The following is an 18,658-nucleotide window of genomic DNA, read 5'->3' on the forward strand; positions in this document are numbered from 1 at the left end:
CATGACGGTGGACAGGGGTAAGACCGACACCGACCCGGAGACGACGCAGGAGACGGGGGAGCGGGCCTACGAGGCCGGCCGGGCATCGGTGCCCGAGCACAGCACCCGCGAGTATCCGCAGGTCACGTCCAGGGACGCGGACGAGCGGGACGACCTCGACGCGCGCGAGCGCGCCTACCGCGACGCGCCGGCGCGCGGCGACCGGATGGGCCTGCCGACCAGGGCGCTGCGCGGGCTGTTCTGGCTGGTCGCCACCGTCGGGCTGGTCCTGGCGCTGGTGGTCGGTGCGCAGTCGGTGGGTTGGCTGCCGGAGTTCAAGAACCCGTTCAAGGAGCAGACGACCGATCGCTCCCAGCCGCCGCTGCTGCAGTCCATCCAGGACCTGAGCCGCTACGTCGCCGCCGAGGGCAACTTCCAGGTGATCATCGACGTGCAGCAGAACCAGAAGTACGTGCCGGACTTCCTGGTCAACGACCGGGTGCTGTTCGTGGCGGCCGGGACCGTCGACTCCTACGTGGACTTCGGCAACATCGGCTCCGGTGCGCTGAAGGAGTCGGCGGACCGCCGTTCGGTCGAGGTGACGCTGCCGGCGCCGCAGCTGGGCAAGCCCAACCTCGACCCGGCGAGGTCCCAGGTCTACTCCCGCGAACGGGGCCTGCTCAACCGGCTGGGCGACGTGTTCAAGGACGACCCGAGCCGGATGCAGGAGGTCTACAAGCTCGCCGAGGAACGGCTGACCGCCGCCGCCACGGAGAGCGGGCTGCGCGAACGGGCGCAGGAGAACACCACGAAGATGCTCGAGGGTCTGCTCAAGTCCCTGGGGTACACCGCCGTCACCGTGAAGTACCAGGCGCCGTAGACATAGGCTCGGAGGCGTGATCAGCGTCTTCGAGTTGTTCACCGTCGGCATCGGCCCGTCCAGTTCGCACACGGTCGGGCCGATGCGTGCTGCCCGGCGCTTCACGAGCGGGCTGGCCGACGACGGCCTGCTCGATGCGACGGCGCACGTGCGGGCGGAGCTGTTCGGCTCGCTCGGTGCCACCGGACACGGCCACGGCAGCGAGAAGGCGGTGCTGCTGGGCCTCGCCGGCGAGGCGCCGGAGACGGTCGACACCGACACCGCGGCCGAACGGGCGGCCGGCATGCGCGAGAAGGCCCCGCTGCTGGGCGTGCACGACAGCGGCGTCGAGGTGGTGCTGCACCGGCGACGCACACTGCCCGAGCACCCGAACGGCATGACGTTCACGGCGTTCGGCCCCGATGGCGAGGTGCTGCGGGTCCGCACGTACTACTCGGTCGGCGGCGGCTTCGTGGTGGACGAGGGCAGCGGTCGCATCGTGGAGGACGGCACGCCGGTGCCGTATCCGTTCACGACCGGGGTGGAGCTGTTGCGACTGACCGCGGAGAGCGGGCTCTCGATCGGCGCGCTGATGCTGGCCAACGAGGCCGTCCGCCGACCGGTGCCGGAGGTGCACGACGGGCTGCTGCACATCTGGAACGTCATGCAGGAGTGCGTCGCCAAGGGCTGCGCCACGTCCGGGACACTGCCCGGCGGCTTGAAAGTTCCACGCCGGGCGCCGGAACTGCACGCGTCGCTGGTCGGTGACCCCTATTCGACAGATCCGTTGCGCGTCCTGGACTGGGTGACCCTCTTCGCGTTGGCCGTCAACGAGGAGAACGCCGCCGGTGGGCGGGTGGTGACCGCGCCGACGAACGGGGCGGCCGGCATTGTTCCCGCCGTTCTGCACTACTACACCCGCTTCGTCCCAGGGGCCGACGACGAAGGCGTCGTGCGCTTTTTGCTGGCGGCCGCTGCTATTGGCGTTCTATTTAAGGAAAATGCCTCGATATCCGGCGCCGAGGTGGGGTGCCAGGGTGAGGTGGGATCGGCCTGCTCCATGGCCGCGGCGGGACTGGCGGAAGTGCTGGGCGGAACGCCGGCCCAGGTGGAGAACGCCGCCGAGATCGCGATGGAGCACAACCTGGGCCTGACCTGCGATCCGGTGGGTGGCCTGGTGCAGATCCCGTGCATCGAGCGCAACGCCGTCGCGTCCATCAAGGCGATCACGGCCGCTCGGATGGCGCTCCGTGGCGACGGCACGCACACTGTGTCCCTGGACAAGGTCATCAAGACGATGCGTGAGACCGGCGCCGACATGAAGGTCAAATACAAAGAAACCGCTCGTGGTGGTCTTGCCGTCAACGTTATTGAGTGCTGACAATGTGCCTGCCTCGTGACTCTCGGGAAACGTAGTAGTAACGCGACTACTTTCCGCACATGGGTCATTCACCCGATGGTTACCCAGGGACAGGGCGACCACAGTACTCAATTCGGGGCAGGGTGTAGCAGGGGGCGGAGGTGGCGTGTCAACAGTCGAATTGCGTGAAGTGTCGAAAGTCTTCCCGGACGGGACCGTCGCTGTCGATCGAGTGGATCTCGAGGTCGGCGACGGCGAGTTCATGGTCCTGTTGGGCCCGTCGGGCTGCGGGAAGTCCACGATCCTGCGCATGATCGCCGGGCTGGAGGATGCCTCGTCCGGATCCGTGCTGCTCGACGGCGCCGCCGCCGAGGAGCTGACGCCGAAGGAACGCGGCGTCGCCATGGTCTTCCAGGACTTCGCTCTCTACCCGCACATGAGCGTCAACGACAACATCGGGTTCCCGCTGAAGGTATCCGGCGTGGCGGAGGAACGCCGGGGTGACCAGATCCGGGAAGTGGCGGCCGCCCTCGGCATCGGCGACGTCCTGGGCCGGCGGCCGGGCCAGCTCTCCGGCGGCCAGCGGCAACGGGTGGCGATGGGGCGGGCGATAGTGCGCCGGCCGAAGCTGTTCCTGATGGACGAGCCGCTGTCCAACCTGGACAGCCAGCTGCGCGCCGAGTTACGTGCCGAGATCTCCGGGCTGGTCCGCGAGCTGGGCGTCACGTGCGTGTACGTCACCCACGACCAGGCCGAGGCGCTCACCATGGCCGACCGGGTCGCGATCCTGCGCAAGGGCGTGCTCCAGGACGTCGGCACGCCGACCGAGGTCTACGGCAAGCCGGCGACGCTGTACGTCGCGGCGTTCCTCGGCAGTCCCCGGATGAACCTGCTGGAGGCGCAGGTCTCGGTGGCGCTCGACCGCCACGTGGCGCTGCGCTTCGGCGAGCAGGAGGTGCACATCCCCTGGGACGACCTGCGCGCCCGGCACGTGGCCCACTACCACGGCGAACGCATCGTCGTCGGCGTGCGGCCGGAGGCCCTGACCCCGGTCGCCGCGAACACGCCGGGAGACGTCCTGCGCGGGCGCATCCGGCACCTCGAACACCACGGGCACGAGTCCCTGGCGTTCCTCGACATCGGCGCCACCGCGGTGGTCGTCGACGAGATGGCGGGCCCCGCCGCCACCAGCGGTCCTCCCCAGGGCGGGTGGCGGGGGTTGGTCAGGAAGCTGTCCGGCAACGGCACCCGGGGCGCCGTGACCGAACAGCCCGCGTTGGAAGGCGGCCGGCACCATCGCCGGCCGGCGGATGTGGCGGTGCGGCTCGCGCCGTATCCGCCCGTGGGGCCGGGGCACCCGCTCGCGGTCTCGGTAAAGGTCAACGCGCTGCACTTCTTCGAGGAGCGCGGCAAACGAATCGACGTGGGCTGGCGGTAGGACCACCGGCCCACGGACACCGACCTGGGGAGGCGGCATGGCGGCAAGTTCCGGCTTACTGGTGATCGAACGGATCCTGCGCGACCGCGACGGCGTGTGGGAACAGATCGGGGAGGAACGCGACCTCGGAAAGCTGAGCCTGCAGATGCTCGGCAGTTCCGTGGCCGCACTGGCCTGCTACGGCGCCGTGCTCGGCGCGTCAAACACCCGCAACGCGGCGCTGCAGGCGCTCGTGTCGTCGGTGAAGCTGCCGTTGCTGTTCCTGGTGACGCTGGCGATCTGCCTGCCGACGCTGTACCTGTTCAACCTCGTCTTCGGGGCGAAGCTGCAGGTGAAGCAGGCTCTGGCGCTGGTGCTCGTGGCGATCACGGTGATCAGCACGCTGTCGTTCGCGTTCGCGCCGATCAGCCTGTTCTTCCTGATCACGGCGAACCACTACCAGTTCTTCAAGCTGCTCAACGTCGGCATCCTCACGCTCACCGCCCTGGTGGGGCTGCGCTTCCTGACCGGCGGGATGGCGTCGCTGAACAGGTACAACGCGCTGCGCACGGTGCCGGCGACGCCGGTCAACGGGACCAGCGCGGCGGTGGCGCAGAAGCCGGTCGAGCAGCCGGTGCACGCGCTGCCGTCGGGCGAGGCGGCCGCCGCGGAGGGCGTCGACGCGCTGGACGGGATGCTCGCCGCGCCGGCTCCGGCGGCCCGCCCCGCGGCGTCGACGCCGGCGCTGCAACGCGCGCTGACGACTCCCGACCGGCCGGTGCCGGCCAACGCCATCCCGCAGTGGTCGGTCGCGCCGCGCTCGCCGCACCAGGTGGAGTCGCCCGACGGGTCCTCCAGCATGACGCTGCTGTACGTGTGGATCCTGCTGTTCGGGTTCGTCGGCACGCAGCTGGCCTGGACGCTGCGGCCGTTCTTCGGCAGCCCGGACCAGAAGTTCGAGCTGTTCCGGTCGATCGACGGGAACTTCTACGTCGACATCGTGCGCACGTTCGGGCACCTCTTCTAGGCCCGGCGGCTACGCCGCCGGCAGAGTGAAGTGAACTGTCGCGGGGGACGGGTCGCCCACCCAGATCCGTCCGCCGTGGCGGTCCACGATCCGCGCGCAGGTCGCCAGGCCGATCCCGGTGCCGCCGCGGCCGTCCGGGGTGCGTTCCCGGTGAACGAGGGCGAACGCCTGCGCGCGCGGCTGCGGCAGAAACGGCGCACCGGTGTCGGCGACCCTGAACTCCACCCAGCCGGTGCCGGCCGGGACGGCGTCGATCGAGATCCGCAACGGCCGGTCGGGTAACGCCGCCGCGAGTGCGCCGCAGAGCAGGTTCTGCATGAGCTGGGAGAGCTGAACGGGGTCGGCGCGCACGGCGTTCATCGGCGCCAGGCTGACCACGGCGCCGGCCGACTCGATCGCGGGCCGCAGGTCGTCGATCAGTTCGCTCACGACGGCGGTCGGGTCGACGACCGGCTCCGGCACCCCGTCCCCGCCCGGCCGGCTGTACGCCAGCACGGCGCTGATCAGCTCGCTCATCCGGGCGGCGTTGCGGCTGATGGCGGCGAACGTGCGCCGCTCCTCGGCGGGCAGCGCCTGCTCGGCGGCGAGCAGTTCGGCGTTGCCCAGGATCGTGGTGAGCGGCAGCCGCAGGTCGTGCGCGAGCACGTGCGCGAACGCGGCCAGGTCGGCGTTGGAGCGGGCGAGGGTGGCGGTGGCGCGCAGGCGTTCGGAGCTGTCGCGCACGACCCACACGAGAACGTCGGTGCCGACCCGGGTGGCCCGGTAGTCGAAGCCGGTGGTGCCGTCGCTGCACTCGCCGGAGATCGGCACCCCGGAGTCGAGCACGCCCAGGCAGCGCGCGAGGCAGCCGTTCGCCCGCAGGTCGGTCCAGAGTTCGCTGCACAGCGCACCGAGGAGTGCGGTCGGGCGGGCCGCGCGGGCGGCGGCGTTGAGGTAGTCGACGCGCATGTCGACGGCCGTGCCGGAGCCGTCGCGCACGGCCGAGGCGAGGGTGACCGCGTCGGGCATGAGCTCCAGCACGTCCCACGCCAGGGCGGAACTCTCCGCGGCTACCTTCACTCCGCTCCGATCGGCCGGAGCGCGCGGAAACTTAGCCCCAGCTTCGACCGGTGAGCTGTTCGTACGCGGCGACGTAGCGGCCACGGGTGGCGGCGATGATCTCCGCCGGCACCTCGGGCGCGGGCGGGTTGCGGTCCCAGCCGGTCGAGCGTGCCCAGTCCCGGATGAACTGCTTGTCGAACGCGTGCTGCACCCGGCCCGGCGTGTACTCGTCGGCCGGCCAGAAGCGCGAGGAGTCGGAGGTCAGCACCTCGTCGCCGAGCGTCAGCACACCGGCGTCGTCGAAGCCCAGCTCGATCTTGGTGTCGGCGATGATGATGCCGCGTCCGGCCGCGATGCGGGCACCGCGTTCGTAGACGGCGAGCGTGATCCGGCGCAGTTCCTCCGCCAACTCCGCACCGACGGCGGCGACCACCTCGTCGAACGTCATGGCGGTGTCGTGCTCGCCGATCGGCGCCTTGGTGGTCGGCGTGAAGATCGGCTCCGGCAGCCGGTCGGACTCGCGCAGCCCCGGCGGGAGCTTGATCCCGCACACCGAGCCGGTCGCCTGGTACTCCGCCAGCCCCGAACCGGTCAGGTAGCCGCGCGCCACGCACTCGACCGTCACCATGGTCAGCGGCCGGCAGCGGATCGCCCGCCCGGCGAACTCCTCCGGCACGTCGGTCGCCGACAGCACATGGTTGGGGACGAGGTCGCCCAGTTCGGTGAACCACCACAGGGACAGCGCGGTCAGCAGCTTGCCCTTGTCGGGGATGGTGGTCGGCAGGATGACGTCGTAGACCGACACCCGGTCGGAGGCGACGAGGATCAGGTCCTTCCCGTCGCGGTAGACGTCGCGGACCTTGCCCCGGTGGATGAGTTCCATCGGGGCGAACGCTATCGGGTGCCGGGGCGCCCGCCGTCGCCGGGTGTGCCCGTCCGGGCAGCGCCTTTACCAGGTGAAGGTGAACAGATCGGCGCCGTTAACCCGATGTTCGCCAGACGCTCACGCCACGTCTGACGTAACGCGTCCCCTCCGCCGACACCCTGAGCCGGTGCGACGACTACTCAGCACTTTCCTGGCCCTGGCGATCCTCGGCGGTGTCGGCGGGATCATCTGGGCCAACGTGGCGTCCGATGGAGCGGGCGCCGGCGACCTCGCGACGGTTCGCGGGGTGATCGGTTCGGAGAAGAGCGCGTTCTTCGCGGACCCGGCCGTGGCGGCGGCGTTCGCCGCGCACGGGGTGAAGATCACTGTGGACGGGGCCGGCTCGCGCCGGATCGCCGAGACGGACCTGGGCGACTACGACTTCGCCTTCCCGTCCAGCGCGCCCTCGGCCGAGAAGATCCAGCAGAACGTCAAGGTCAAGGGCACCTACGCGCCGTTCTACTCGCCGATGGCGATCGCGACGTTCAAGCCCCTGGCGCACCTGCTCGTGAGCCAGGGCATCACCCGGATCGCGCCGCAGGGCTATTGGGAGTTCGACGTGAAGGCCTATCTGGGCGCCGTCGAGCGGGGACTGCGCTGGGACGCCATCCCCAACAACACCGAGTACCCGGCGCGCAAGACGGTGCTCGTCACCACCACCCAGCCGCGCGACTCCAACTCGGCGGCCATGTACGCCGCCGTGATGTCGTACGTGCTCAACGGCGAGAACGTCATCCGCGACCAGACCCAGCTCGGCGCCGTGCAGCCGAAGGTGAGCCGCCTCTTCCTCGACCAGGGCTACCTGGAGAGCAGCACCGAGGCGCCCTGGGAGAAGTACCTCGCCAACGGGCTGAACGCCGCGCCGCTGGTGTGGGTCTACGAGGCGCAGTTCGTGGGGAAGCAGCTCAACGACGACAAGGCGATCAAGGACGGCATGGTGCTCGCCTACCCGACGCCGACCGTGCTGTCCAAGCACACCCTCCTGGCGCTGAACGACAGCGGCGACCGCGTGGGCCGGCTGCTCACCGAGGATCCCGAGCTGCGCCGCCTCGCCGCCCGGCACGGCTTCCGCACGAACGGCTTCGACCAGGCCGTCGCGGCGAAGAAGCTCGCCGTTCCCGGGACGCTGGCCGGGGTCGTCGACCCGCCCGGGTTCGAGATCCAGGAAGCCCTGCTCGAAGCCATCGCCCAGCAGTACAAGAACTGAGGAGCAACGATGCGTAGATATGTGGCGTTGCTCGCGGCGCTGGCCCTCGTCGGCGGCTGCACCGCGGACCCCGCGGACACCACCCCGGAGAAGCAGAGCCCGGGCGGCGTCCTGCGCGTGCTCGCCGGCAGCGAACTCGCCGACCTCGAACAGCCGATCCTGAAGGACGTCGAGAAGGCCACCGGCATCACCGTCCGGCTCACCTACACCGGCACCCTGGACGGGGTGGAACAGGTCTCCTCCGGCGCCGCCGGGAAGAACTTCGACGCGATCTGGTTCTCCTCGAACCGCTACCTCGAACTCCAGGACGGCGCCAACGGGAAGATCGGCACCTCGACGAAGGTGATGTCCTCGCCGGTGATCCTGGGCCTGCGCACCGCCCAGGCGCGCGAACTGGGCTGGGACGCCAAGCGGCCGACCTGGAAGGAGATCGCCGACGCGGCGGCCGCGAAGAAGTTCACCTACGGGATGACCAATCCGGCGGCGTCCAACTCCGGCTTCTCCGCTCTCGTCGGCGCGGCCTCGGCCCTGTCCGGCGCCACCACGGCCCTGAACGACGAGCAGGTCCGCGCCGTCACCCCGCAGCTGCAGGGCTTCTTCTCGGCACAGGTGCTGACGTCGGGCTCCTCCGGCTGGCTCGCGGACGCGTTCAAGGCGCGCCCGGACGTGACCGGCTTGATCAACTACGAGTCCGTGCTCATGAACCTGAAGCAGCAGGGCACCGACCTGACGCTGGTGTACCCGAGCGACGGCGTCGTCACGGCGGACTACCCGCTGACCGTGCTGGAGAGCGCCGATCAGGCCGCCAAGGACAGGTACCGCAGGGTCGCCGACTATCTGCGCCGCGACGATGTGCAGAAGAAGCTCGCCGGCCCGGTGAACCGCCGGCCGGTGACCGCGTCCGCCGCCGAGCCGGAGAAGTTCCCGGGGTCGCTGGTGGAACTGCCGTTCCCGGTGAAGCTGGCGACCGCCGACGCACTGATCGACTCGTACATGAACACGCTGCGCCGGGCGCCCCGCACGCTGTACGTGCTGGACCTCTCCGGCTCGATGCAGGGAGAACGGCTGGCCAAGCTCAAGGCGGCGATGAACGCCCTCACCGGCCAGGACAACTCGCTCTCCGGCCGCTTCTCCAAGTTCGCCGGGCGGGAACAGGTGTTGCTGATCCCGTTCAGCGGCAAGGTGAAGCCGACGATGCGCTATCAAGTTCCCGCGGAGAACCCCGCCACGGAGCTGGGCCGGATCAGGAACGCCGTCGACGGGTTCCAGGCCGACGGGGACACCGCCATCTACGACGCCCTGATCACCGGCTACACCGAGGCGGCCACGGAGATCGCGAAGGATCCGAGCCGGTTCACCACGATCGTGCTGCTCACCGACGGGGCGAAGACGGCCGGGCGGGACCTGGCGGCGTTCAAGCGGCATCTCGACGGCCTGACCGGCGACGTGCGGCGGGTGCCGGTCTTCCCGGTGCTCTTCGGCGAGTCGACGGTGGCCGACATGGAGGAGGTCGCCCGGGTCACCGGCGGCCGGACCTTCGACGGGCGGCAGGAGTCCCTGCAGGCGGTGTTCAAGGAGATCCGTGGATATCAGTAGATATCGGCGGTACCTCACCTCGACCCGGCATCTCGTCGGGTGCGGCGGCGCGCTGGTCGGCCTGGTGATCGCGATCACCGGGGTGGCCGGCGCGCTCTGGCCGTTGGCGGTCGCGGGCCTCTACGTCGTGGGCGTTCTGCTCGGGCCCCCGGACCGCCGTCCCAGGCCCGAGAGCATCGGTCCGCGGGAACTGCGTGAGCAGCTGCGCGCCCTGCCCCGTAACCGGTTGCCGGACCGGGCGCGGCGACGGGTGGACGTCATCGCCGCGATCGTCGACGGGCTGCTGGAGCGCGAGGACGCCCTGACGGCCGACCCGGAGAACTGGTTCGCGGTCGACCGGGCGGTGCGCCAGGACCTGCCGACCACCGTCGACTCCTATCTCGAACTGCGCCACTGGTACCACGGCCGGCGGCACCTGCCCGGCGTCGACCGGGACATCGGGGCGGAGCTGATGAGCCAGCTGGAGTCGATCGAGGCGACCCTGACCAGGGTGGCCGAGGACGTGTACGGCGGGCCCGCCCGCTGGATGGTCGAACACGGCCGCCGGCTCGCCGAACGCGCCGAGGAGGAGTGAACCGACCGGTGTCGATGCGCGTGTCGTCAGGGCAAGGGGGCAGGGGGAAAGCGCCCAGCCCCGGCCGGGGTCGGGACCGGCCGGGGCTGGGCTTCGGGGGGATCAAGGCTTATGAGTTCAGCGACGCTATGAGTTCAGCGGCACCGTGGCCGTCGCGGTGAGCACCGGCGACGTCGCCGCGGGGCCGTTCCCGCCGCGGGTGGTGATCCGGTAGGTGTGCGTCTCGGTGCGCTGGCCGCCGCAGCTGAACGGGAACTCCATGGAGCCCTCGGCCTCGTAGTTGCCGTAGCTGCCCACCTTGTCGGGGTGGTCGACCGAGAGCGCGATCCCGGTGGCGCCGGTGACCTTCCAGCTGATCTCGGCCGGCACGCTGCCCTGGCCGTTCGGGCCGCACTTGGGCTGCTTGGTGAGCTTGAAGTAGACGATCTTCGGTGCGCCGGTGCCGGTGTTCGCGGTGGTGCTCGGCCGGCCGCTGCCGGTGCGTTCGCCGGTGCCGGCGCCCTGGCCGTTGCCGGCGCGGCCCGACGCACTGGCGCTCGCGCTCGGGGAAGCCGCCGCGCTGGAGGGGGCGGGGCTGGGCGCCGTGCCCGCGTTGCTCTTCGGGCTCTGGCACGCGGCGAGCGCCAGAACGGCCACCGCTCCGCTCGCGGCGATCATGCCGGACCGCACTGCCTTCTTCATCGCTCCGCCTCGCTTCTATGTGGACTCGCTGTAGGAGTCCGAAGGTAGAAGCGTTGCGGGGCGGCGGAATCACGGGTTCATGCCAGGGATCTCCACGAGTCGTAGTGGTGCACGGCCACGCCGGCGTACCCGGTCGAGGTGGCGTTCCCGGTGGTGTCGATGCTGGTCAGCGCCCGGTCGAGGGTGGCCGCGCTCATCCCGGAGAACGTGCAGTGCGCGCACTCGGCCAGCGGCTGGGTCTCGACGGCCAGCCGCGCGGGCTTGCGGGCGGCGGCCGCCCGGGTCAGGAAGTCGCGGCCGATGTCCATGACCGAGTTGGGGCCGGTGACGGTGTTGCGGTAGCTCATGACCGTGATCGCGTCGACGCGGCTGAGCACCTCGGTGGCGAGGTTCTTCCTGCCGACGGTCAACTGGCCGAGCCAGAACGGCACGTCGGCCTCGACCCGCTTGGTCGTGGCGGCGGCGAGCTTGCCGAGCAGGTTGAGGTACTGCTGGGCCAGGGTCGCCTGCGCGGTCTGCCACTCCGGCAGCAGGTAGGGCTCCACGTCCACGTGCACCGCGTCGAAGAGGCCGGTCCCGAGCGCGGCCCGCTGCCAGGCGAGCGCCGCGGCGTGGTCGGTGGTCCAGGACGTCTCGCCGCCGAGCGCCGCCAGCTTGATCCCGGCCGCTGATGCGCGCTGGCGGAGTTCCCTCAGGTAGGGAACGTCCGGCGAGGTCGGCACATGGACGAAGATCTCCTTGACGCGGCGCTGCGCGGCGAAGGCGACCGCGTCGACGGCCGACGGCCGGGTCCAGAGCCACATCCCGCGAACGTCGGCCGCGGGCGTGGCGGCGTGGGCGGTGCCCGGCACGACGGGAACGAGCGCCCCGACCAGGAGGATCACTAACAGTCGCAAGCGCATAACCCATTGTGCGAACGGGGCTACGGCAGCGACGTCACCCGGTCAGCCAGCTCTGGTTGGTGCGCCCGTTGCAAGTGAATTGCTGCAAGGGTGTGCCGGGCGCGGTGCCCTCGTTGACCACGTCCAGGCATTTGCCCGAGTGCACCACCTGGAACGCGATCCGCCCGTCCGGGCTCGCCGCGAACCGCCACTGCTGGGCCGGCGACTGCGCGCACGGCTCCAGCACGATCGGCGCGCCGTCGTGGCCCGCCCCGCCGGCGACGCCGAGACACTGCCCGTTGGCCACGTTGACCAGCGCACCAGCCGGCGTCAGGAACCACCGCTGGGCCGGCGCCCCGCCGCACGCCGCGATCGCCGCCGCGCCACCCGGCCCGGGCTGCCCCGGCGCGAGATCCACGCACAGCCCCGACGCGGAACCCTTGATCGCCCCGAGCTGCTGCGGCGCGTTGGGATCGACGGGTGCCGCGCTGGATCGGGACGGCGCGGCGGACGAGGGCCGGGCCGCGCTGGAGGCCGGCGCGCTCGGCGCACTGCTCGGGGCGGCCGCGCTCGACGGCGACACGTCGTCCAGGGCCGTCTTCGGCGCCGGGCCGGAGAGCGCCTGCAGCGCCAGCACCCCGCCGACGAACAGCCCCAGGACCAGCACGCCGACGCCGATGAGCAGCAGCGGATCGGGGCGCCTGCGGCGGGCGCCGTAGAGGCCGGGCGAGGTGTGTTCCTCGCCGCCGCTGCGGTACACCGCGGGGCGCGGCTCATGCGGAGGCGGAGACCCGGTCACGGCGCCATGATGGCCGATCCGCGCCACCCGCCGCTATCAGTGGTCGACGCGCAACGCCGGGCGGGTCGGGTGGTCGTAGCGGATCACCGCGTCGGCGAAGAGCGTCGGGTCGACCTCCTCCGCGTACCGCGCGTACGCGGGCAGCGTCCACCGCTCCTCGGGCGGGGTGCGGCGTTCCAGGGCCGGGGGCGTGAGTACCAGGTGGACGGTGTACTCCAGGGGCAGCCCGGCACCGAGCAGCAGCGGCCCGCTGAGCAGAACGACGGCGCGTTCCGGCAGCTCCGTGTAGGGCGCACGGGTCGCGCGGTCCCGCACCGGATCCCAGAACGTCTCCAGGATCTTGCCGGTGCCGCCCGGCCCCGCCGGATCCAGCACCTCCCGGCGCAGTGCCGAGAGGTCGAACCACGTGTCGTAGAACGCGTCCGGATTGGTGCGCCCCAGCTCGTACCGGATCGACGCCGGTCGCACGAAGTCCGCCGCCTCCACCAGGAACGCCGCGAGTCCCCGCAGGCGCAACGGGCCGACCAGGGAACGGGCCAGCGAGCCCGGGGCGGCGGCCGGCGGCCCGTCGATGCCCACCCGCACGCGTGCGTCGTCGGTGGCCCGTTCGGCGATCGCGTCGGCGAGGTGTTCGATCATCCGTTCGGGTGATAGCGGCTCATAGCGCACCCGTCCATCCTGGCGGGTTGTTCAAGATCTCTCGTTTCCGGGGGGCACGCGACATCGGCCGGTCGGCCGGGGGAGAATGGTCGACAAGCCGCCGACGTACACCCGAACGGGAGCGCTCCGACCATGACCGAGTACACGCTGGACTACCCCGGCGGCACGCTCAAGCTGCCCACCCACGACGCAGTCGAAGGTCCTCCGGGGATCGACATCGCACCGCTGCTCAAGCAGACGGGTGCGGTCACCTACGACGCCGGATTCGTCAACACGGCGTCCTGCAAGTCGGCGATCACCTTCATCGACGGCGACGAGGGCATCCTGCGCTACCGGGGATATCCGATCGACCAGCTCGCCGAGAAGGCCTCGTTCCTCGAGGTCTCCTACCTCCTGATCTACGGCGAGCTGCCCACCGCCGCGCAGCTCGACGAGTTCTCCACGAGGGTCAAGCACCACACGATGCTGCACGAGGAACTGCGCCGGTTCTTCGACGGCTTCCCGCGGGACGCCCACCCGATGCCCGTGCTGTCGTCGGCCGTCAGCGCCCTCTCCACCTTCTACCAGGACGCGCTCAACCCGTTCGACGACGAACAGGTCGAGATGGCGACCGTGCGCCTGCTCGCCAAGGTGCCGACCATCGCGTCCTACGCCTACAAGAAGTCCATCGGGCAGCCGATGCTGTACCCGGACAACTCGCTCGGCTACGTGGCCAACTTCCTGCGCATGACGTTCGGGGTGCCGGCGACGCCGTACGAGGTCGACCCGGTCGTCGAGAAGGTCCTCGACATGCTGTTCGTCCTGCACGCCGACCACGAGCAGAACTGCTCCACGTCGACCGTGCGGCTGGTCGGCTCGTCGCACGCCAACCTGTTCGCGTCGGTGTCGGCGGGCGTCAACGCGCTCTTCGGGCCGCTGCACGGCGGCGCCAACCAGGCCGTGCTGGAGATGCTGCAGGGGATCCACAAGGGCGACGACACCGTCGAGAGCTTCGTGCGCAAGGTGAAGGACAAGGAGCCGGGCGTCAAGCTCATGGGCTTCGGGCACCGCGTGTACAAGAACTACGACCCGCGCGCCGCGATCGTGAAGAAGGCCGCGCAGGACGTCATGTCCCGGATGAACGCCTCCGACCCGCTGCTGGACCTGGCGATGCAGCTCGAGGAGATCGCGCTCGCGGACGACTACTTCGTCTCCCGCAAGCTGTACCCGAACGTCGACTTCTACACGGGCCTCATCTACAAGGCGATGGGCTTCCCGACGAAGATGTTCACGGTGCTCTTCGCGCTCGGCCGGCTGCCGGGCTGGATCGCGCAGTGGCGCGAGATGATCAAGGACGAGGACACCAAGATCGGGCGTCCGCGTCAGGTGTACACCGGTCAGGCGGAGCGCACGTTCGTCGCGATGGGCGAGCGCTAAATCGCATTGACATCGCGGGTCGCTCTGAGAAGAGTGACCCGCGATGTCCGTTGATACGGTGCCTGGCCGCGGGGGCCTGTTCCGCCACGCCGACTTCCGACGGCTCTTCCTCGCGCACGGGGTCTCCCAGCTGGGCGCCCAGGTCACCTACCTGGCACTGCCACTGGTGGCGATCACCTATCTGCATGCCAGCACCTTCGAGATCGGCGTGCTCACCACGCTGGAGTCGCTGGCCTTCCTGGTGATCGGGCTGCCGGCCGGCGCGTGGTGCGACCGGATGCGGCGCCGACGGGTTCTGATCACCACCGATCTCGTCCGGGCCGGCGCCCTGCTGTCCATCCCGGTGGCGGCCGCGCTCGGCGTGCTGAGCGTCTGGCAGCTCTACACCGTCGTGCTGATCCACGGTGCGTGCACCGTCTTCTTCGACGTGTCGGGGCTGGCGTTCCTGCCGAGCCTGATCGGGCGCGAGCGCCTCATCGAGGGCAACGGCAAGATGGAGTCCGCGCGGCAGGTCGCGCTGGCCGCCGGCCCGACCCTCGCCGGCTTCCTGGTGGAGGCGTTGAAGGCGCCGTTCGCGCTGGTCGCCGACGCGGTGAGCTACCTCTGGTCGGCCGCCTGGCTGTCCCGCATCCGCGCGCCGGACGTGCTGCCGCCGCGGGCCGACCGGCAGCCGCTGCGGGTGGAGATCGCCGAGGGGCTGCGGTTCGTGCTGCGCAACCCGGTGCTGCGGGCGGTCGCCGCGACCGGGGCGATCGCCGTCGTGGGAATCAGCATCTCGCGCGCGATCCTGGTGCTGTTCCTGGTGCGGCAGCTCGGGCTGACCGCCGGCACGATCGGGCTGCTCTTCTCCGTGGGGAGCGTCGCCTCGATCGGCGGGGCGATGGTGACCACGCGGCTGGCGCGCCGGCTCGGGGCGCCCCGTGCGCTGATCGGGTTCTGCGGGATCGCCGGTGCCGGATCGTTGCTGATCCCGCTTACCGGCAACGGCTGGGCGCTCGGTTTCCTCGTCGTCGGCGAGACGCTACAGATGGCGTCGATCGTGGCCTACAACGTCACGCAGGTGAGCTATCGGCAGCGCATCTGCCCGGACCATCTGCTCGGCCGGATGAACGCCACGATGCGGTTCCTCATGTGGGGCACGACCCCCGTCGGTGGGCTGCTCGGCGGGGTGCTCGGCACCGCGATAGGCCTGCGCCCCACGCTCTGGACGGCCGGCGCGCTCCTGGTCGTGGCGACCCTGCCGCTGGTCCTCTCCCCGCTCGGGCCGGCCGCCGTGCGGGGGGATCGGGAGTTCCTACAGGAGCCCGTGCTCCTCGGCCAGAAGGCAGACGGCGAGCAGGCGTAGCACGGTGGCGTCGGCGCGCGCCCAGTCGAGCCCGGCGGAGTTCTCCGGCAGGGTGTAGCCGCAGCGGGTCTGCGCCGCCAGCACGGAACGGGCGTACGAGGCGAGCGAGACGATGCTGATCTCGCGGTCGGCGGCCCGCAGGGACTCACGGACAGTGGCGGCGTGCTGGTCCACGGCGGCCAGCAGGCCGGGGTTGCGCAGGGCGGCGACCAGCCCGTCAACGCCCACCTGGGCCATGAGCTGGTCGAGAACGGCGTGGGCGGTAAGAACCCGGGCTGAGTGCGTCATGAGGAAACCGTAGGGGCGCATGGCCCCGGCATACCCCTGAGCAACCGTCCCGCACTCACGGATGCACCGATTCGCAACCGTGAGTCCCGCCGATTCGGTCAGCCGACCCCATTTTCCCTGGTCAAGGGCACTTCTGAGGCGCCGATCATCCCGTCGTCGGGCGCCTCTTCGTGAAAGATTCCCACCTGTTCAGGGGATGTCGACGGGCCGGGAACGCTGGGCGCCGGCGCCGGCGACGTTCCCCCGGAGGGAGCCGAACAGGCGGCCAGGGCGGCCGCGGCGACAACGGTGACAAAGACGAGAGCCCCGCGCATCTGTCCATTATGGTGCTCTTTCAACTACCGTGAGTCACGTCGCGGGAAGTGGGAAAGAAGAGGGGGGAGGTGAACCAGTGGGACAGGATGTCGAACGGCGCGAATTCAGCCGCGCGGACCGGATGCGCTACCGGGAGAAGGTGCGCACCAACCTCGACGCGCTGACGCGGATGCTCGAGGAGGTCCAGTTCGAGTGCGAACGGCCGCTCACCGGCCTCGAGATCGAGCTGAACCTCGTCGACGAGGACGCGGCACCGGCCATGCGCAACCAGGCGGTGCTCGACGCGATCGCCGACCCGGACTTCGTCACCGAACTGGGCCAGTGGAACATCGAGATCAACGTGCCGCCGGACGTGCTCGAGGGCGACGGGCTGCACCGGTTCGAGCAGCGGGTGCGCGGCAGCCTGAACGCCGCCGAGGCCAAGGCGGCCGCGATCGGTACGCACACGGTCATGATCGGGATTCTGCCGACGCTGCGCCAGGACCACCTCACCCACGACTCGCTGTCGGCCAACCCCCGGTACGCGCTGCTCAACGAGCAGATCTTCGCCGCCCGCGGCGAGGACATGCTGATCCAGATCGAGGGAACGGAGGGCCTCGCCACCCGCTGCGACAGCATCGCGCCCGAGGCGGCCTGCACCAGCGCGCAGCTGCACCTGCAGGTCACCCCGGCCAACTTCCCGACGTACTGGAACGCCGCGCAGTGCATCGCCGGCGTGCAGCTCGCGCTCGGCGCCAACGCGCCCTACCTGTTCGGGCGGGAACTGTGGCGGGAGACCCGCATCCCGCTCTTCGAACAGGCCACCGACACCCGGGCCGAGGAACTGAAGGCGCAGGGCGTGCGGCCCCGGGTCTGGTTCGGCGAACGCTGGATCACCTCGATCTTCGACCTGTTCGAGGAGAACGTCCGCTACTTCCCGGCGCTGCTGCCCATCTGCGAGGACGAGGACCCCATCGCGGTGCTCGCCGACGGCGGCGTGCCGAAGCTCGGCGAGCTGACCCTGCACAACGGCACCATCTACCGCTGGAACAGGCCGGTGTACGCCGTCGTCAAGGGCCGGCCGCACCTGCGCGTGGAGAACCGCGTGCTGCCGGCCGGGCCGACCGTCGTCGACATCATGGCCAATGCGGCGTTCTACTTCGGGCTGGTGCGCACGCTCGCCGAGGCCGACCGGCCGGTGTGGACCCGGATGTCGTTCAACGCCGCCGAGGAGAACTTCCACGCCGGCGCCAAGAACGGGATCGACGCCCAGCTGTTCTGGCCCGGGTTCGGCCACATCTCGGCGGCCGAACTGGTGCTGCGCCACCTCCTGCCGATGGCGCACCAGGGACTGGACCGCAGCGGGGTCGACCCGGCACACCGCGACCGGCTCCTCGGCGTCATCGAACGCCGCTGCGTCACGCTCGCCAACGGGGCCACCTGGCAGGTCGGCTCCGCGGCGCGCCACCACGGCCGGCTGGCCGGCATGCTGCGCGAGTACCGCGAACTGATGCACGCCAACCAGCCGGTTCACGAGTGGCCCTCGTAGCACCTACCTTTGCTCCGTGCCTGATGACGATCGCCTCAACCGGTGGGAACGGCGTACCGGGGCCGCGCTGACGGTGCTCGGTGCGCTGTTCCTCGCCGCGTACGCGGTGCGGGTGCTACGCCCCGGCCTCTCGTCGACCGGCCACACGGTGATCGCCGTGATCGAGTACGTCACCTGGGGAGCCCTCGCCGTCGACCTCGCGGTGCGGCTGCGGCTGACGTCGGACCGGCGCCGGTTCCTGCGCACGCACGTGTTCGACCTAGTGGTGCTGGCGCTGCCGATGATCCGGCCGTTGCGCGTGCTGCGGGTGCTGTCGCTGCTGATCGTGGTGCACCGCCGGGTCACCCGCGCCAGCCGCTTGCGACTGAGCGTGTACGTCGGCGGCACCACCGCACTGATCATCTTCGTGGCGAGCCTCGCGGTGCTGGACGCCGAGCGGCGTGCCCCCGGCAGCAACATCCACACGTACCTCGACGCGCTGTGGTGGACCATGACGACCGTCTCCACCGTGGGCTACGGCGACCACTTCCCGGTGACGGTCGAGGGGCGCTTCCTCGCCATGGGCCTCATGGTCGGCGGGATCGGCCTCCTGGGCTTCGTGACCGGTTCGCTGGCGAGCTGGTTCATCGACCAGTTCAGCGAGCTGCAGGAGAGCGAGGAAGAGACCCGGGAGGACGTGGCCGACCTGGTGGCCGAGGTGCGGGCGCTGCGCGCCGAGATCGCCTCACTCCGCGCGGAGCGCGCCGCCTGACGCACGCCC

18 protein-coding genes are annotated in these 18,658 nt (G+C 70.5%); 11 read left to right on the plus strand and 7 right to left on the minus strand.

The window, feature by feature from the left end:
• The first annotated feature begins 1 nt into the window (after position 1).
• The 4 genes from Val02_RS06635 (at position 2) to Val02_RS06650 (ending at position 4,642) form a co-directional block, all read left to right on the plus strand.
• The gene (locus Val02_RS06635) at positions 2–859 is read left to right on the plus strand and encodes a DUF4230 domain-containing protein (RefSeq protein WP_239152487.1); all 858 of its coding nucleotides are present in this window, start codon (positions 2–4) and stop codon (positions 857–859) included.
• Positions 860–875: 16 nt separating this feature from the next.
• Positions 876–2,219 (plus strand): L-serine ammonia-lyase, encoded by a 1,344-nt coding sequence (locus tag Val02_RS06640; protein WP_203898026.1) that lies wholly within the window; start codon positions 876–878, stop codon positions 2,217–2,219.
• A 145-nt stretch (positions 2,220–2,364) separates the two neighbouring features.
• Positions 2,365–3,636 (plus strand): ABC transporter ATP-binding protein, encoded by a 1,272-nt coding sequence (locus tag Val02_RS06645; protein ID WP_203898027.1) that lies wholly within the window; start codon positions 2,365–2,367, stop codon positions 3,634–3,636.
• Between the two features lie 37 nt (positions 3,637–3,673).
• Positions 3,674–4,642: a hypothetical protein gene (locus Val02_RS06650; protein ID WP_203898028.1), complete on the plus strand. Its 969-nt coding sequence runs from the start codon at positions 3,674–3,676 to the stop codon at positions 4,640–4,642.
• A gap of 9 nt (positions 4,643–4,651) precedes the next feature.
• Here Val02_RS06650 and Val02_RS06655 read toward each other — a convergent pair whose 3' ends face one another.
• Complete coding sequence (locus Val02_RS06655) at positions 4,652–5,701, minus strand: sensor histidine kinase (protein ID WP_203898029.1); 1,050 nt, start codon at positions 5,699–5,701, stop codon at positions 4,652–4,654.
• Positions 5,702–5,732: 31 nt separating this feature from the next.
• A complete protein-coding gene (locus tag Val02_RS06660) occupies positions 5,733–6,566 on the minus strand; it encodes a phosphoribosylaminoimidazolesuccinocarboxamide synthase (RefSeq protein ID WP_203898030.1) in 834 nt (277 codons plus the stop codon).
• 169 nt (positions 6,567–6,735) lie between these two features.
• Between Val02_RS06660 and Val02_RS06665 the strand changes: the two genes are divergently transcribed.
• The 3 genes from Val02_RS06665 to Val02_RS06675 are packed head-to-tail and all read left to right on the plus strand — an operon-like array spanning position 6,736 to position 9,985.
• Positions 6,736–7,815, plus strand: a complete 1,080-nt coding sequence (locus tag Val02_RS06665) for a hypothetical protein (RefSeq protein WP_203898031.1) — start codon at positions 6,736–6,738, stop codon at positions 7,813–7,815.
• A gap of 9 nt (positions 7,816–7,824) precedes the next feature.
• A complete protein-coding gene (locus Val02_RS06670; protein ID WP_203898032.1) occupies positions 7,825–9,411 on the plus strand; it encodes an extracellular solute-binding protein in 1,587 nt (528 codons plus the stop codon).
• On the plus strand, positions 9,398–9,985 hold the full coding sequence (locus Val02_RS06675) for a hypothetical protein (RefSeq protein WP_203898033.1): 588 nt from the start codon (positions 9,398–9,400) through the stop codon (positions 9,983–9,985). The genes Val02_RS06670 and Val02_RS06675 overlap by 14 nt, the downstream gene beginning before the upstream one ends.
• 126 nt (positions 9,986–10,111) lie before the next feature.
• On the opposite strand, the gene Val02_RS06680 is transcribed toward Val02_RS06675, so the two are convergent.
• From Val02_RS06680 to Val02_RS06695, 4 genes are all read right to left on the minus strand, one after another.
• The gene (locus tag Val02_RS06680; protein WP_203898034.1) at positions 10,112–10,666 is read right to left on the minus strand and encodes a hypothetical protein; all 555 of its coding nucleotides are present in this window, start codon (positions 10,664–10,666) and stop codon (positions 10,112–10,114) included.
• Between the two features lie 77 nt (positions 10,667–10,743).
• Positions 10,744–11,562: a hypothetical protein gene (locus Val02_RS06685; RefSeq protein ID WP_203898035.1), complete on the minus strand. Its 819-nt coding sequence runs from the start codon at positions 11,560–11,562 to the stop codon at positions 10,744–10,746.
• A 40-nt stretch (positions 11,563–11,602) separates the two neighbouring features.
• The gene (locus Val02_RS06690) at positions 11,603–12,346 is read right to left on the minus strand and encodes an RICIN domain-containing protein (RefSeq protein ID WP_203898036.1); all 744 of its coding nucleotides are present in this window, start codon (positions 12,344–12,346) and stop codon (positions 11,603–11,605) included.
• Between the two features lie 36 nt (positions 12,347–12,382).
• Positions 12,383–12,985 carry a nucleoside/nucleotide kinase family protein gene (locus tag Val02_RS06695; protein WP_239152488.1) on the minus strand — a complete coding sequence of 201 codons (603 nt, stop codon included), beginning with the start codon at positions 12,983–12,985 and terminating at the stop codon, positions 12,383–12,385.
• A 153-nt stretch (positions 12,986–13,138) separates the two neighbouring features.
• Between Val02_RS06695 and Val02_RS06700 the strand changes: the two genes are divergently transcribed.
• Together Val02_RS06700 and Val02_RS06705 are read left to right on the plus strand one after the other, a co-directional pair.
• The gene (locus Val02_RS06700) at positions 13,139–14,422 is read left to right on the plus strand and encodes a citrate synthase (RefSeq protein ID WP_203898038.1); all 1,284 of its coding nucleotides are present in this window, start codon (positions 13,139–13,141) and stop codon (positions 14,420–14,422) included.
• 58 nt (positions 14,423–14,480) lie between these two features.
• Positions 14,481–15,767: an MFS transporter gene (locus Val02_RS06705; RefSeq protein WP_203898039.1), complete on the plus strand. Its 1,287-nt coding sequence runs from the start codon at positions 14,481–14,483 to the stop codon at positions 15,765–15,767.
• Here Val02_RS06705 and Val02_RS06710 read toward each other — a convergent pair.
• Positions 15,717–16,055 carry a DUF6401 family natural product biosynthesis protein gene (locus Val02_RS06710; protein WP_203898040.1) on the minus strand — a complete coding sequence of 113 codons (339 nt, stop codon included), beginning with the start codon at positions 16,053–16,055 and terminating at the stop codon, positions 15,717–15,719. The genes Val02_RS06705 and Val02_RS06710 overlap by 51 nt on opposite strands.
• A gap of 391 nt (positions 16,056–16,446) precedes the next feature.
• Between Val02_RS06710 and Val02_RS06715 the strand changes: the two genes are divergently transcribed.
• Together Val02_RS06715 and Val02_RS06720 are read left to right on the plus strand one after the other, a co-directional pair.
• Positions 16,447–17,898, plus strand: a complete 1,452-nt coding sequence (locus Val02_RS06715; protein WP_203898041.1) for a glutamate-cysteine ligase family protein — start codon at positions 16,447–16,449, stop codon at positions 17,896–17,898.
• 16 nt (positions 17,899–17,914) lie between these two features.
• Positions 17,915–18,649 (plus strand): ion channel, encoded by a 735-nt coding sequence (locus Val02_RS06720; protein ID WP_203898042.1) that lies wholly within the window; start codon positions 17,915–17,917, stop codon positions 18,647–18,649.
• Positions 18,650–18,658: the final 9 nt, after the last annotated feature.

Source organism: Virgisporangium aliadipatigenens (genome assembly GCF_016863615.1).
Lineage (GTDB): Bacteria > Actinomycetota > Actinomycetes > Mycobacteriales > Micromonosporaceae > Virgisporangium > Virgisporangium aliadipatigenens.

What these genes read in the sequence shown, in the direction of transcription:
- Val02_RS06635 (WP_239152487.1), top strand. Translation starts at nt 2, where the DNA reads ATGACGGTGGACAGGGGTAAGACCGACACCGACCCGGAGACGACGCAG.
- Val02_RS06650 (WP_203898028.1), top strand. Translation starts at nt 3,674, where the DNA reads ATGGCGGCAAGTTCCGGCTTACTGGTGATCGAACGGATCCTGCGCGAC.
- Val02_RS06660 (WP_203898030.1), bottom strand. Translation starts at nt 6,566, where the DNA reads ATGGAACTCATCCACCGGGGCAAGGTCCGCGACGTCTACCGCGACGGG.
- Val02_RS06670 (WP_203898032.1), top strand. Translation starts at nt 7,825, where the DNA reads ATGCGTAGATATGTGGCGTTGCTCGCGGCGCTGGCCCTCGTCGGCGGC.
- Val02_RS06680 (WP_203898034.1), bottom strand. Translation starts at nt 10,666, where the DNA reads ATGAAGAAGGCAGTGCGGTCCGGCATGATCGCCGCGAGCGGAGCGGTG.
- Val02_RS06695 (WP_239152488.1), bottom strand. Translation starts at nt 12,985, where the DNA reads ATGATCGAACACCTCGCCGACGCGATCGCCGAACGGGCCACCGACGAC.
- Val02_RS06700 (WP_203898038.1), top strand. Translation starts at nt 13,139, where the DNA reads ATGACCGAGTACACGCTGGACTACCCCGGCGGCACGCTCAAGCTGCCC.
- Val02_RS06710 (WP_203898040.1), bottom strand. Translation starts at nt 16,055, where the DNA reads ATGACGCACTCAGCCCGGGTTCTTACCGCCCACGCCGTTCTCGACCAG.